Here is a 13,556-nt window from a genome sequence, read left to right on the forward strand (position 1 = left end):
TGCATCCGCCAGCGCGGATCATTCATACCATGCCTAAAAAACGTTCTTCACCCAATCGCAACGTGCAGATCTCCGATCAGATCCAGCGCGACCTGTCCGAACTGCTGCGCGAGGTCAAGGATCCGCGTATCGGCATCGTTACGTTTCAGAGCGTCGAGCTGACGCCCGACTACGCGCACGCGAAGGTCTACTTCACGACGCTGACGGGCGATCCGCAGCAGACGCTCGAGGCGCTCACGCACGCTGCCGGCCATCTGCGCAACCTGTTGTTCAAACGCTTGCACATCCATACGGTGCCGACGCTGCATTTCCACTACGACAAGACAATCGAGCGGGCTGTCGAAATGTCGCGCCTGATCGACGAAGCGAACTCGACCCGCGCGAAAGACGACGACTAAACGTTTGCTGCGCCCATGACGTTTTCGCAGCCCTTTCCGCGTCGTTTTTCGTATTCCCTGAAGTCTTTGCCTCACTGACATGACCGCACCTCAACGCCCCCGCGTGCCACGTCGCGCAATAGACGGCGTCCTGCTGCTGGATAAACCGATCGGCCTGTCCAGCAACGACGCGCTGATTCGCGCGAAGCGTCTCTATCTGGCGAAAAAGGCGGGCCACACCGGTACGCTCGACCCGCTCGCGACTGGCCTGCTGCCGCTGTGTTTCGGCGAAGCCACCAAGTTTTCTCAAGACCTTCTAGAGGCCGACAAGACCTACGAGGCCACGATGCGCCTCGGTATCCGCACGACTACCGGCGACGCGGAAGGCGAAGCCATTGATATTCGTGCTGTCGAGTGTGACGAAGCGGCGGTGCAAGCGGCTTTGCGTCAATTTATCGGCGAGATCGTGCAGGTCCCTCCGATGTACTCCGCGCTCAAACGCGACGGCAAGCCGCTATACGAATACGCGCGCGCCGGTCAGACAGTCGAGCGGGAAGGGCGTCAGGTGACGATCATCGCGCTCGAACTGATCGCGTGCGCGCTGCCGGACGTCACGTTTCGCGTCACGTGCAGCAAGGGCACATATGTGCGCACACTCGCCGAAGATATTGGCGAAACGCTGGGTTGTGGCGCGCATCTGATTGCGCTGCGGCGCACAGGCGTCGGCGCGCTGACGCTCGAGCATTCGGTCACCCTCGACGCGTTGTCCGACGCGGCCCAGGCGGAGCGCGACGGATGGCTGCAGCCGGTCGATGCGTTGCTGTCGACGTTTCCGCAAGTTTGCCTCGGCGATGACGATACGCGTCGTTTTTTGCATGGCCAGCGTCTGAAGCTTTCCACGCTTGCGATCGCGGGCGATGCACTGAAGGCACCGCGCGTCAGGGTCTATTCGGCGCAAGGACGGCTGCTTGGCGTCGCGAAGCCCGGCGAGGGCGTGCTCGCGCCTGAGCGTCTGGTCGTTACAGCGGAAAGCGAGGCGGAGCGCGTGGGATCGTAAGCGTCAAACCTGCCGCACTGCATGCGCCCAATAAAAAAGCGGAATCGCCTGACAGCGATTCCGCTTTTTTCATGCCGCCTACTGCATGCGTCGTCGAACCGATGACGCGATGTCTGATCGGCGCCTCAATGCGCCGCCGATGCCGCCGCGCCCGCGTCACCGCCGCCGGCGCGTTCCGGTCGCGTGATCCAGATCAGCACGATCAGCGCGACGAAGATACCGGCCGAGATGAAGAACAGATCGTTCACGCCCAGTTGCGCGGCCTGTTGCGACACCATCGAGTTGAACAGACCATACGCCTGCTGCTGGCTCAAACCTGCCGCGCCCATCTGATGGATCGACTGATCGAACGTTGGGTTGTACAGGTTCGCCTGCGCGCTCAGTCGCGCGTGATGCACGATCGTGCGGTGTTCCCACGCGGTCTGGAAAATCGACGTGCCGATACCGCCGCACATGATCCGCACGAAATTCGACAGACCCGAGGCCGCCGGAATCCGGTTGCCCGGCAGGCCCGACAACGTGATCGACACGAGCGGAATGAAGAAGCCAGCCATGCCAATACCCTGGATCAACGTGGGCAGCGTCAACGAGTAGGTATCGACGCCGGTGGTGTAGCGCGAACGCATCCAGAAGCACAGCGCGAAGATGAGGAACGACAGTGTCGCGATATAGCGCGGATCGGTACGCGGCAGAATCTTGCCGGTGATCGGCGACAGCAGAATGGCGAACAGGCCGACCGGCGCCATCACGAGACCGGCTTCGGTCGCGGTGTAGCCGATATCGGTTTGCAGCCACAGCGGCAGCAGCACGAGATTACCGAAATAGAGTCCGTAGCCGATCGACAGCGCGATCGTGCCGCCTGTGAAGTTGCGCCTGCTGAACAGCGACAGGTCGACGACAGGATGCTCGGCCGTCAGCTCCCACACGATAAAGAACGCGAGGGCGATCACCGCGACGAGCGCGAGCACGACGATCGTCGTCGACGAGAACCAGTCGAGATCCTTACCTTTGTCGAGCATGACCTGCAGCGAGCCGACCCAGACAATCAGCAGGCCGAGGCCGACGCCGTCGATCGGCGCTTTTTTCACGACGGAATCGCGGTTGCGGAAGATCATCCATGTCGCGGCCGCGGCGATGACGCCGACTGGAATGTTGACGTAGAAAATCCACGGCCACGAAATGTTGTCGGAGATCCATCCACCGAGAATCGGGCCGGCGACAGGCGCGATCAGTGTGGTCATCGCCCACATCGACAACGCCATCGGCGCCTTTGCGCGTGGATAGCTGGCGAGCAGCAGCGTTTGCGACAGCGGGATCATCGGGCCGGCCACCGCGCCTTGCAGCACCCGCGATGCGAGCAGGAACGGCAGATTTGGCGACAGTCCGCACATCCATGACGACAGCACGAACAGGATGATCGACGCCATGAACAGGCGCACCTGACCGACGCGGTCGGTGAGCCAGCCGGTCAGCGGCACCGAAATCGCGTTGGCGACCGCGAATGACGTGATGACCCACGTGCCCTGGTCGGACGATACGCCGAGGTCGCCGGAAATCGACGGGATCGACACGTTCGCGATCGACGTGTCGAGCACGTTCATGAACACCGCGAGCGACACCGCAATGGTGCCGATCACCAGTTGCGCGCCCTCTAGCGGAGGGTGAGGAACCTGCGCCTGAGCCTGAGCCATTAAAAAAGCCTTCTATGAATCGTCGGGGCTGCTCAGCTCTTCGCCGGCTTCGTCGCCGCGCCGGTCTGCACCGATTTCTGGTTACCGTTCGGGCCGGCGTTTTCCGCGATGATGCGCGCGATGACCGCGTCGGCTTCCGCGCCGTACTTGTCGAAGACGTTGGTCTGATAGGCGGTGTTCGGCGCATTGCCGAGCTGGCCACCCGAGTCGTCCTTGATGTTCACGTCAGCTTGCATCGACAGACCGATGCGCAGCGGGTGCTTCTCGAGTTCCTGAGGATCGAGTGCGATCCGCACCGGCAGACGCTGCACGACCTTGATCCAGTTGCCGGTCGCGTTCTGCGCGGGCAGCAGCGAGAATGCCGAACCGGTGCCCGCCGAGAAACCGACCACCTTGCCGTGATACGGCACCGACGAACCGTAGACGTCGGCCGTCAGTTCGACCGGCTGACCGATGCGCATGTGCTTCAGTTGCACTTCCTTGAAGTTCGCATCGACCCACACGTCCTGCAGCGGCACGATCGCCATCAGTGGCGTGCCCGGCGCCACGCGCTGGCCGACTTGCACCGAGCGCTTCGCGACATAACCGGTAACGGGCGCCGGCAGCGTGTTGCGTGCGTGATTCAGGTACGCGTCACGCACCTTCGCGGCGGCGGCCTGCACGTTCGGATGGTCGGCGATGGTGGTGTTCGCGGTCAGCGCGCGATTGGCCGCGAGCTGCTGTTTGGCTGCGTCGAGCGCGGCCTGCGCGGTCTTCACCGAATCGCGTGCGTGCGAGATTTCTTCCTGCGATACCGCGCCGGTTTGCGCGACCGTCAGACGGCGCTTGAGGTCGTCCTGGGCGCGCGACAGATCGGCCTCGCGCAGTGACACCTGTGCTTCGTACTGGCTGTCGTCGGCGAACAGTCCGCGCACCTGGCGCACCACCTGCGCGAGATTCGCCTCGGCCTGTTCGAGCGCAACGCGCGCGTCGGCCGGATCGAGCACGACGAGCGGGTCGCCGGCCTTGACGACCTGCGTGTCGTCCGCGTTGACCGCGATCACGGTGCCGGTGACCTGTGGTGTGATCTGCACGACGTTGCCGCTCACGTAGGCATCGTCGGTGTCTTCATGGAAGCGCGCGACGAGGAAGTAGTACAGACCGTATGCGACCGCCGCGATCAGGATCACGATGACGAGCAGCGTCATCATGCGCTTGCGTTTGCCGTTGTTCGCCGTTTGCGGCGGGGTGGCGGGCTGCTGGGGGGTGCTCATTGATGTGCTCCGGGTTCTTTTGAACGTCGTCGTTTATTCGGTTGTTCGTGCGTATGCGTTTGCGTCGGCGCGGGTGCGGACGGGCGCACTCAGTTCGCGGCGGTACTCGTGGCCTTGGCCGACGCCGGGGCATCGGTCGGCACCACGAGGCCGGTCTGCGTCGCGTCGAAGCCGCCGCCGAGCGCCTTGATGAGGCCGATCTGCAAAGCGCGGCGGCGCATCTTCAGGCCCGCCACGGCCTGCTCGGCGGCGAGCATGTTGTCGTCGGCGGTCAGCACCTGCAACTGCGGCGACAGCCCCGCCTTGTAGCGCACCACGGCGAGCTGATACGCCTTGGTCGACGCGTCGAGCGCGCGTTGCGCATCGCCCGACTGACGGTCGATCGAGCGGATCGACGACACCTGCGTCGACACGTCCTGCAGCGCGTTGATCAGCGTCTGGTTGTAGTTGGCGACGTCGAATTCGAAGTCGGCGTAGCGACCCTTCAACTGCGCGCGCAGCGCGCCGGCGTCGAAGATCGGCAGGTGAATCGCCGGGCCGAACTGGATCTGACGGCTCGATGCGGTCAGGAAACGTCCCCAGCCGAACGCATCGAAACCGAAGCCGGCCGCGAGGTTCACATCGGGGTAGAACTCGGCCTTCGCTTCCTTCACGTCGTGCATCGCGGCTTCGACCTGCCAGCGCGCGGCGACGATGTCGGCGCGACGCGCTACGAGATCGGCGGGAATGTTGTCCGGCAGCGTGACGGCGTCGCCGCCGGTGAGCGCCGGCTTGTCGATCTGCAGCCCGCGATCCGGACCCTTGCCGAGTAGCGCGCCCAACTGATAGCGCACGACCGTGATCTGGCCGTCGAGATCGGTCAGGTTCGACTGGCTCGTCGCGATGTTGCCGGTTGCCGTCTGCTTCTCGACGTTGGTGTCGAGCCCGGCGCTCACGCGATCGTTGGTGATGCGGCCGACATCCTGACGATTGGCGATTTCGCGCTGTGCGATATCGCGGAACACATACAGCTGCGCGAGCTGGTTGTAGGTGCTCGCAACCGATGCGGCGAGTGTCACGCGTGCCTGCTGAATGTCGGCTTCGGCCGCTTTTTGCTGCGACACAGCCTGACCGAGGCGCTCGCGGTTCTTGCCCCACAGATCGAGATCCCACGACGCGCTCGCGAGCACGTTGTTTTCGCTATACCAGGTACCGCCATACGGGGGCGGATAGAGCCCATTCGCGGAGAACAGCTCGCGCGTCCATGAGTAGCTCGCATTGACTTTCGGGAACAGCGCCGAGCGCGAGCTTTCGATATACGACGATGCCTTTGCCAGCCGCGCCTGAGCCTGCGCTATCGACGGGTTGCCTTCGAGTGCTTCCGCGATCAGCTTCGGCAACTGCGGATCGCCGAACTGGTTGGCCCAGTCGAGCGACGGCCATTGACCGCCTTCGTTGGGCAGGCTTTGTGTCGACTCGTATTGCGCCGGCGACGAAATCTGCTTGTCGCTCTTCAGGCCGATGTAGTTCGCGCACCCGCCAAGGGCGAACGCTGTCACCGCAGCGGCGACAGCGGCCCGGCTCGAAAGCGCAGGCGCGGACAGAGAAAGGGATTTCATCGCTCGACTCTTTGAGTGGAATGTATTTGTAGACGCAGCAATTAATTCTTTACGATCTGCTATCGGCATTGCTTGCGGCATCACGAGATAGCCCGGTCTGTTCGCCGGAATTGACGAGCACGCGGCGCAGCATGCTTTTCAGAAAGCCCACTTCTTCCGGCGTGAAACCGTTCATCAGGTTGTCGAGTACGCCATTGAAGATGGCCGGCATGCGCGCGGCGATCGCGTGGCCTTCTGGGGTTAGTGCGAGGCGTACCACCCGCCGGTCTTCGTTGCTGCGCACCCGCGTGAGCAGGCCGCGTTTTTCGAGCCGGTCGATCAGCCGCGTGACAGCACTCGCGTCGATACCGTATTCGCGGGCCAGTTCGGCTGCCAGCAGACATTTGCCGCTCGCGACCATGAACAGGATGCTGCCTTGCTGGCTGGTGATGCCGAGTTCCGCCATGCTGCGCTGCGTGATCAGATTCGACATGGTGGATTTCACTCGCGAGAGGAGATAGCCGACGCTTTCGCCGAGCTGGTACTCGCTCAGGTCTGGCGTGGGTTCGGTGGACGGCTCCGTCATGATTCTCGTGCGAATGCAATGGTTGACTAGGCAGTAGTATAGTCGGCTGTTGATTGACGCGACAAGCGTTATTGCAGCTTAGGCAAGGATTTTTGTCGCACCCGAGAGGAGTGGGATGAAGTGCTGTAGGCCCGTGCGGAGGATGTTCGCGCGCTGCATGCAGTGCGACGCAGCGCGGTGGTCTATCGGGGAATACCAGAAAGGATCATTTCGCCGTGCTATAATGTTGGGTTCCCAAAAGTGCGCTTTGGGCTTGTCGTATTCAGGCTCGCCGGGTTTATTTTCCGGGCTGGCCAGGCTGGTACACGCAGCAGGCGGCAGCAAGTGGCGCACTCCAACCGTCTTCAGGTTTCCTATGACCCGCGCCCTACGCAATATCGCCATCATTGCTCACGTCGACCACGGCAAGACCACGCTCGTCGACCAGCTTCTCCGTCAGACCGCCACGTTCCGCGACAACCAGCAGGTCGCCGAGCGCGTGATGGACTCGAACGACATCGAAAAGGAGCGCGGCATCACGATCCTGTCGAAGAACTGCGCGGTCGAGTACGAAGGCACGCACATCAATATCGTCGACACGCCGGGACACGCGGACTTCGGCGGCGAAGTGGAGCGCGTGCTGTCGATGGTCGACTCGGTGCTGTTGCTGGTCGACGCGGTCGAGGGCCCGATGCCGCAAACGCGCTTCGTCACAAAAAAGGCGCTCGCGCTCGGTCTGAAGCCGATCGTCGTCGTCAATAAGGTGGACCGTCCGGGCGCACGGGTCGAGTGGGTGATCAACCAGACGTTCGACCTGTTCGACAAACTGGGTGCCAACGACGAACAGCTCGATTTTCCGATCATCTATGCATCGGGCCTGAACGGCTATGCCGGTTTGACGCCGGACGTGCGCGACGGTGATATGCGTCCGCTGTTCGAGGCAATCCTCCAGCACGTGCCGGTCCGCCCGGCCGATCCGGAAGCGCCCCTGCAGTTGCAAATCACCTCGCTCGACTATTCGTCGTACGTTGGCCGTATCGGCATCGGCCGCATCACGCGTGGCCGTATCAAGCCGGGCATGGCCGTCGCGGTGCGTTCGGGCCCCGAAGGCGAAGTCCTCAATCGCAAGATCAATCAGGTGCTGTCGTTCAAGGGTCTCGATCGCGTGCAGGTCGACTCGGCTGAAGCGGGCGACATCGTGTTGATCAACGGCATCGAGGAAGTCGGCATCGGCGTGACGATCTGCTCGCCGGAACAGCCGGAAGGGCTGCCGATGATCACCGTCGACGAACCGACGCTGACGATGAACTTCCTCGTCAATTCGTCGCCGCTCGCCGGCCGCGAAGGCAAGTTCGTCACGAGCCGCCAGATCCGCGACCGCCTGATGAAGGAACTGAACCACAACGTCGCGCTGCGCGTGAAAGACACCGGTGACGAAACCACCTTCGAAGTGTCGGGCCGCGGCGAGCTGCACCTGACCATTCTCGTGGAAAACATGCGCCGCGAAGGCTACGAACTGGCCGTGTCGCGTCCGCGCGTGGTGATGACGGAAGTCGACGGCGTCAAGCACGAGCCGTTCGAAAACCTGACCGTCGACATGGAAGATACGCACCAGGGCGGCGTGATGGAAGAACTCGGCCGTCGTAAGGGCGAGTTGCTTGACATGACGTCGGACGGCCGCGGCCGTACGCGTCTCGAATACCGTATTTCGGCGCGCGGTCTGATCGGTTTCCAGTCGGAATTCCTGACGCTCACGCGCGGCACGGGTCTGATGAGCCACACATTCGACTCGTATCAGCCGGTCAGGGAAGGCGCGGTCGGCGAGCGCCGCAATGGCGTGCTGATCTCGCAGGACGACGGCGCGGCCGTCGCCTACGCGCTGTGGAAGCTGCAGGATCGCGGCCGCATGTTCGTGACGCCGGGCGACGCGCTGTATGAGGGCATGATCATCGGCATTCACAGCCGTGACAATGACCTCGTCGTGAACCCGATCAAGGGCAAGCAGCTCACCAACGTGCGCGCGTCGGGCACCGACGAAGCCGTGCGCCTCGTGCCGCCGATCCAGATGTCGCTCGAGTACGCGGTCGAATTCATCGACGACGACGAACTGGTCGAAGTCACGCCGCAGTCGATCCGTCTGCGTAAGCGCCACCTGAAGGAGCACGAACGCCGCAGCGCGAGCCGCAACAAGGTCGCAAGCGAGTAAGCGGGGCAGACGGCCGCGCAGATAAGCGAGCCGCACCGTCCATATGAACGGACACAAACGTAAGCCACCTTCGGGTGGCTTCGTTGTTTCTGGCGCACGAAAATCCGGCGAATCGCGGGACACGCGAAATATCGTCCGAAACCCGCGGGCGCCGGCCTTTCGGCGTCGTTCGTGTGCTTCTCCCGCCGATTTTCACAGAACACCATTGCGTGCGTCGAAGAGACGGTGTCCCAACCCTGAAACGCCCGTCATTACGGGCGTTTGCGGCTACGCTGTTCGCTATCTGGGCTATTCGTTCTGTGCTATGCTCCCGGGTGCACTGTTTTAGGTCCTTCCAAGCAAGACTTGATTCGCGCAATCCGCTAAACGGTCAGGCCGTGTCGCGGAAGGTTCTGTAACCCGCTATTTCTCGAGAAGCTCGAAGAAAGGTGAGCGTAAAAATGATGAAGCAATTCCAGTCGAACTCTTATCTGTTCGGCGGCAATGCTCCGTACGTTGAAGAAATGTACGAAGCGTATCTCGATAATCCGGCGTCAGTGCCCGAGACCTGGCGCAGCTATTTCGATGCGTTGCAGAACGTTCCCGCATCGGATGGCACGAATGCCAACGACGTGGCCCACGGCCCGATCGTCGAATCATTCGCCCAGCGCGCCAAGGCCAACGCCTTCCTGCCGCGCGCGGCAACCGGCGGCGAAGATCTCGCCACCGCCCGCAAACAGGTTTACGTCCAGTCCCTCATCGGCGCATATCGCTTCCTCGGCTCGCAATGGGCCAATCTCGATCCTCTGAAGCGCCGCGAACGTCCCGCGATCCCCGAACTTGAACCCGCGTTCTACGACTTCACCGAAGCCGACATGGACCAGGAGTTCAGCGCCACGAATCTGTACTTCGGGTTCGAGCGCGGCACGCTGCGCGACATCGTCAAGGCGCTGCGCGACACGTATTGCGGCACGATCGGCGCCGAATACATGTACATCAGCGATCCGGAGCAGAAGCGCTGGTGGAAGGAGAAGCTCGAGTCGATCCGTTCGACGCCGAACTTCAGCAATGACAAGAAGAAGCACATCCTGAACCGTCTGACGGCCGCCGAAGGCCTCGAGCGTTTCCTGCACACGAAGTACGTCGGCCAGAAGCGCTTCTCGCTCGAAGGCGGCGAGAGCTTCATCGCGTCGATGGACGAAGTCGTGCGTCACGCCGGTGCCAACGGCGTGCAGGAAATCGTCATCGGCATGGCTCACCGCGGTCGTCTGAACGTGCTGGTCAATACGCTCGGCAAGATGCCGGCTGACCTGTTCGCCGAATTCGAAGGCAAGCACGTCGACGATCTGCCGGCTGGCGACGTCAAGTACCACAAGGGTTTCTCGTCGGACGTCTCGACGGAAGGCGGCCCGGTTCACCTGTCGCTCGCGTTCAACCCGTCGCACCTCGAAATCGTCAACCCGGTGGTCGAGGGTTCGGCCAAGGCGCGTATGGATCGTCGCGGCGATGACTCCGGTCTGCAGGTGCTGCCGGTGCAGATCCACGGCGACGCGGCCTTCGCGGGCCAGGGCGTCGTGATGGAAACGCTGAACCTCGCGCAAACGCGCGGTTACGGCACGCACGGCACGCTGCACATCGTCATCAATAACCAGATCGGTTTCACGACGTCGGATCCGCGCGACTCGCGCTCCACGTTGTACTGCTCGGACGTCGTCAAGATGATCGAGGCGCCGGTGCTGCACGTGAACGGCGACGATCCCGAAGCGGTCGTGCTGGCCACGCAACTGGCCATCGACTTCCGGATGCAGTTCCACAAGGACGTCGTCGTCGACATCGTCTGTTTCCGCAAGCTCGGTCACAACGAGCAGGACACGCCGGCGGTCACGCAGCCGCTGATGTACAAGACGATCGCCAAGCACCCGGGCACGCGCGCGCTGTACGCTGAAAAGCTGGTGCAGCAGGGCGTGATCACCGCGGAAGAAGGCGACGAATTCGTCAAGGCCTACCGCAAGGCGATGGATGAAGGCCATCACACGGTCGATCCGGTGCTCTCGAACTACAAGAGCAAGTACGCGGTTGACTGGGTGCCGTTCCTGAACCGCAAGTGGACCGACGCGGCCGATACCGCCGTGCCGCTCGCGGAACTGAAGCGCCTCGCCGAGCGCATCACCACGATCCCGGAAAACTTCAAGGTTCACCCGCTCGTCGAGCGCGTGATCAACGACCGTCGCGCAATGGGCCGTGGCGAAGCGAAGCTCGACTGGGGCATGGGCGAGCACCTCGCGTTCGCATCGCTGGTTGCATCGGGCTACGCAGTGCGCCTGACCGGTCAGGATTCGGGCCGCGGCACGTTCACGCACCGTCACGCGGTGCTGCACGATCAGAACCGCGAGCGCTGGAACGACGGCACGTACGTGCCGCTGCAGAACATCGCCGAAGGTCAGGCGAAGTTCTCGGTGATCGACTCGGTGCTGTCGGAAGAAGCGGTGTTGGGCTTCGAATACGGCTATTCGACTGCTGAACCGAACACGTTCGTCGCATGGGAAGGCCAGTTCGGCGACTTCGTGAACGGCGCGCAGGTCGTGATCGACCAGTTCATCTCGTCGGGCGAAGTGAAGTGGGGCCGCGTATCGGGCCTGACCATGCTGCTGCCGCACGGCTACGAAGGCCAGGGTCCGGAGCACTCGTCGGCGCGTATCGAGCGTTTCCTGCAACTGTGCGCGGACCACAACATGCAGGTTGTTCAGCCGACCACGCCGGCGCAGATTTTCCACCTGCTGCGCCGTCAGATGATCCGTCTGTTCCGCAAGCCGCTGATCGTCTTCACGCCGAAGTCGCTGCTGCGTCACAAGGAAGCCGTGTCGGATCTGTCGGAACTGGCGAAGGGTTCGTTCCAGCCGGTGCTGGGCGAAATCGACGAAGCGATCGACGCGAAGAAGGTCAAGCGCGTAATCGCCTGCTCGGGCCGCGTGTACTTCGACCTCGTCGCGCATCGCCGCGAAGCGAAGGCCAACGATGTCGCGATCATCCGTATCGAGCAGCTCTATCCGTTCGCGCACAAGCAGTTCGAAGCGGAAATGAAGAAGTACGACAACGCGACCGAAGTGGTGTGGGTGCAGGACGAGCCGCAGAATCAGGGCCCGTGGTTCTACATCGAGCACCATCTGAAGGAAGGCATGAAGGAAGGGCAGAAGCTGGCATACAGCGGCCGTCCGGCTTCGGCTTCGCCTGCAGTCGGCTACTACGCGAAGCACTACGAGCAGCAGAAGGCGCTGGTCGAAGGCGCTTTCGGCCGCCTCAAGAGCGCGTCGATCGCTAAATAAAGAGAACAGACGAACCGGGAAAGCGCGTTGCGCTTTCCCGCGCCGCGCTCAGTGATCCAATGAAGGCTCAGGCGCGGCGTGCAGGGTTCGCAGGCGGTCGTCGTTGAGCGTGCCGTCACCCGATACGTATTCAGGATACTCATAATGGCTATTGTTGAAGTCAAGGTTCCCCAGCTTTCCGAGTCGGTCTCGGAAGCCACCATGCTGCAGTGGAAGAAGAAGCCCGGCGAGGCTGTCGCGCAAGACGAAATCCTCATCGAAATCGAGACCGACAAGGTCGTGCTCGAAGTGCCGGCACCCTCGGCCGGCGTGCTCGCTCAGGTCATCTCGAACGACGGCGACACCGTCGTGGCCGACCAGGTGATCGCGAAGATCGACACGGAAGGCAAGGCAGGCGCCGCTGCTGTCGAAGCCGAAGTGAAGCCGGCTCCGGTCGCCGCGTCGGCGCCCGCTGCCGCACCGGCCGCTGCTGCCGCCGCAACGGGCTCGAACACCGCAGCTTCGCCGGCCGCCGGCAAGCTGATGGCCGAGCAGGGTCTGAGCGCGGGCGACGTCGCCGGCACGGGCCGCGACGGCCGCATCACGAAGGGCGACGTGCTCGCCGCTGGCCAGGCTGCTCCGGCTGCCAAGGCCGCGCCGGCACCTGCTGCCGCACCGAAGGCCGCGAAGCCGTCGCTGCCGGACGTCAAGGCTCCGGCCTCGGCTGATCAATGGCTGAAGGACCGCCCGGAACAGCGCGTGCCGATGTCGCGTCTGCGTGCGCGTATCGCCGAGCGTCTGCTCGAGTCGCAGCAAACCAACGCCATCCTCACGACGTTCAACGAAGTGAACATGGCGCCGGTGATGGACCTGCGCAACAAGTACAAGGACAAGTTCGAGAAGGAACACGGCGTGAAGCTCGGCTTCATGTCGTTCTTCGTGAAGGCGGCTGTTCACGCGCTGAAGAAGTTCCCGCTCGTGAACGCGTCGATCGACGGTAACGACATCGTCTATCACGGCTACTTCGACATCGGTATCGCGGTCGGTTCGCCGCGTGGTCTGGTGGTGCCGATCCTGCGCAACGCCGATCAGCTGAGCCTCGCCGACATCGAGAAGAAGATCGCCGAATTCGGCCAGAAGGCGAAGGACGGCAAGCTGTCGATCGAAGAAATGACCGGCGGTACGTTCTCGATCTCGAACGGCGGCGTGTTCGGCTCGATGCTGTCGACCCCGATCATCAACCCGCCGCAGTCCGCGATTCTCGGCGTGCACGCGACCAAGGAACGCGCTGTGGTCGAAAACGGCCAGATCGTGATCCGCCCGATGAACTACCTCGCGCTGTCGTACGACCATCGCATCATCGACGGCCGCGAAGCGGTGCTGTCGCTGGTCGCTATGAAGGACGCGCTGGAAGATCCGGCTCGCCTGCTGCTCGACCTGTAAGCGCCCGCCCGGACCGCGCCGGCTTGTGAAACCGCGAGCCGGCGCCATCTAGTCAGTACGTATCTGGTATCCGCAGTACAGGAACGGCGCGCGCCACGCAACGTGG

Annotated in this window: 9 protein-coding genes; 5 read left to right on the plus strand and 4 right to left on the minus strand. The window is 62.8% G+C overall.

Features of this window, described 5'->3' with window-relative positions; translation table 11 throughout:
• Nucleotides 1-29: 29 nt before the first annotated feature.
• Nucleotides 30-398: a 30S ribosome-binding factor RbfA gene (gene rbfA / locus L0U82_RS06995; protein ID WP_233829397.1), complete on the plus strand. Its 369-nt coding sequence runs from the start codon at nucleotides 30-32 to the stop codon at nucleotides 396-398.
• Nucleotides 399-477: 79 nt separating this feature from the next.
• Nucleotides 478-1,434, plus strand: coding sequence for a tRNA pseudouridine(55) synthase TruB (gene truB, locus L0U82_RS07000; RefSeq protein ID WP_233829399.1), 957 nt, complete (start codon nucleotides 478-480; stop codon nucleotides 1,432-1,434).
• A gap of 125 nt (nucleotides 1,435-1,559) precedes the next feature.
• On the opposite strand, the gene L0U82_RS07005 is transcribed toward truB, so the two are convergent.
• The 4 genes from L0U82_RS07005 to L0U82_RS07020 form a co-directional block, all read right to left on the minus strand.
• Nucleotides 1,560-3,125, minus strand: coding sequence for a DHA2 family efflux MFS transporter permease subunit (locus L0U82_RS07005; RefSeq protein ID WP_233829401.1), 1,566 nt, complete (start codon nucleotides 3,123-3,125; stop codon nucleotides 1,560-1,562).
• A 32-nt stretch (nucleotides 3,126-3,157) separates the two neighbouring features.
• The gene (locus L0U82_RS07010) at nucleotides 3,158-4,378 is read right to left on the minus strand and encodes an EmrA/EmrK family multidrug efflux transporter periplasmic adaptor subunit (protein ID WP_233829403.1); all 1,221 of its coding nucleotides are present in this window, start codon (nucleotides 4,376-4,378) and stop codon (nucleotides 3,158-3,160) included.
• An 89-nt stretch (nucleotides 4,379-4,467) separates the two neighbouring features.
• A complete protein-coding gene (locus L0U82_RS07015; protein ID WP_233829405.1) occupies nucleotides 4,468-5,976 on the minus strand; it encodes an efflux transporter outer membrane subunit in 1,509 nt (502 codons plus the stop codon).
• Between the two features lie 49 nt (nucleotides 5,977-6,025).
• Nucleotides 6,026-6,541: a MarR family winged helix-turn-helix transcriptional regulator gene (locus L0U82_RS07020; protein WP_233829406.1), complete on the minus strand. Its 516-nt coding sequence runs from the start codon at nucleotides 6,539-6,541 to the stop codon at nucleotides 6,026-6,028.
• A 355-nt stretch (nucleotides 6,542-6,896) separates the two neighbouring features.
• On the opposite strand from L0U82_RS07020, the gene typA reads away from it, so the two are divergent.
• The 3 genes from typA (at nucleotide 6,897) to odhB (ending at nucleotide 13,450) form a co-directional block, all read left to right on the plus strand.
• Nucleotides 6,897-8,726: a translational GTPase TypA gene (gene typA, locus L0U82_RS07025; protein ID WP_233829407.1), complete on the plus strand. Its 1,830-nt coding sequence runs from the start codon at nucleotides 6,897-6,899 to the stop codon at nucleotides 8,724-8,726.
• A gap of 440 nt (nucleotides 8,727-9,166) precedes the next feature.
• Nucleotides 9,167-12,028, plus strand: coding sequence for a 2-oxoglutarate dehydrogenase E1 component (locus tag L0U82_RS07030; protein ID WP_233829408.1), 2,862 nt, complete (start codon nucleotides 9,167-9,169; stop codon nucleotides 12,026-12,028).
• A 144-nt stretch (nucleotides 12,029-12,172) separates the two neighbouring features.
• Entirely contained in the window at nucleotides 12,173-13,450 is a 1,278-nt protein-coding gene (gene odhB / locus L0U82_RS07035) for a 2-oxoglutarate dehydrogenase complex dihydrolipoyllysine-residue succinyltransferase (RefSeq protein ID WP_233829409.1), read from the plus strand.
• Nucleotides 13,451-13,556 lie beyond the last annotated feature (106 nt).

Source organism: Paraburkholderia sp. ZP32-5, assembly GCF_021390495.1.
GTDB lineage: Bacteria > Pseudomonadota > Gammaproteobacteria > Burkholderiales > Burkholderiaceae > Paraburkholderia.

Excerpts from the sequence above, each read along its gene's own strand:
- L0U82_RS07010 (WP_233829403.1), bottom strand. The coding sequence starts at position 4,378 with ATGAGCACCCCCCAGCAGCCCGCCACCCCGCCGCAAACGGCGAACAAC.
- L0U82_RS07005 (WP_233829401.1), bottom strand. The coding sequence starts at position 3,125 with ATGGCTCAGGCTCAGGCGCAGGTTCCTCACCCTCCGCTAGAGGGCGCG.
- L0U82_RS07015 (WP_233829405.1), bottom strand. The coding sequence starts at position 5,976 with ATGAAATCCCTTTCTCTGTCCGCGCCTGCGCTTTCGAGCCGGGCCGCT.
- L0U82_RS07030 (WP_233829408.1), top strand. The coding sequence starts at position 9,167 with ATGATGAAGCAATTCCAGTCGAACTCTTATCTGTTCGGCGGCAATGCT.
- odhB (WP_233829409.1), top strand. The coding sequence starts at position 12,173 with ATGGCTATTGTTGAAGTCAAGGTTCCCCAGCTTTCCGAGTCGGTCTCG.
- typA (WP_233829407.1), top strand. The coding sequence starts at position 6,897 with ATGACCCGCGCCCTACGCAATATCGCCATCATTGCTCACGTCGACCAC.
- L0U82_RS07020 (WP_233829406.1), bottom strand. The coding sequence starts at position 6,541 with ATGACGGAGCCGTCCACCGAACCCACGCCAGACCTGAGCGAGTACCAG.
- rbfA (WP_233829397.1), top strand. The coding sequence starts at position 30 with ATGCCTAAAAAACGTTCTTCACCCAATCGCAACGTGCAGATCTCCGAT.
- truB (WP_233829399.1), top strand. The coding sequence starts at position 478 with ATGACCGCACCTCAACGCCCCCGCGTGCCACGTCGCGCAATAGACGGC.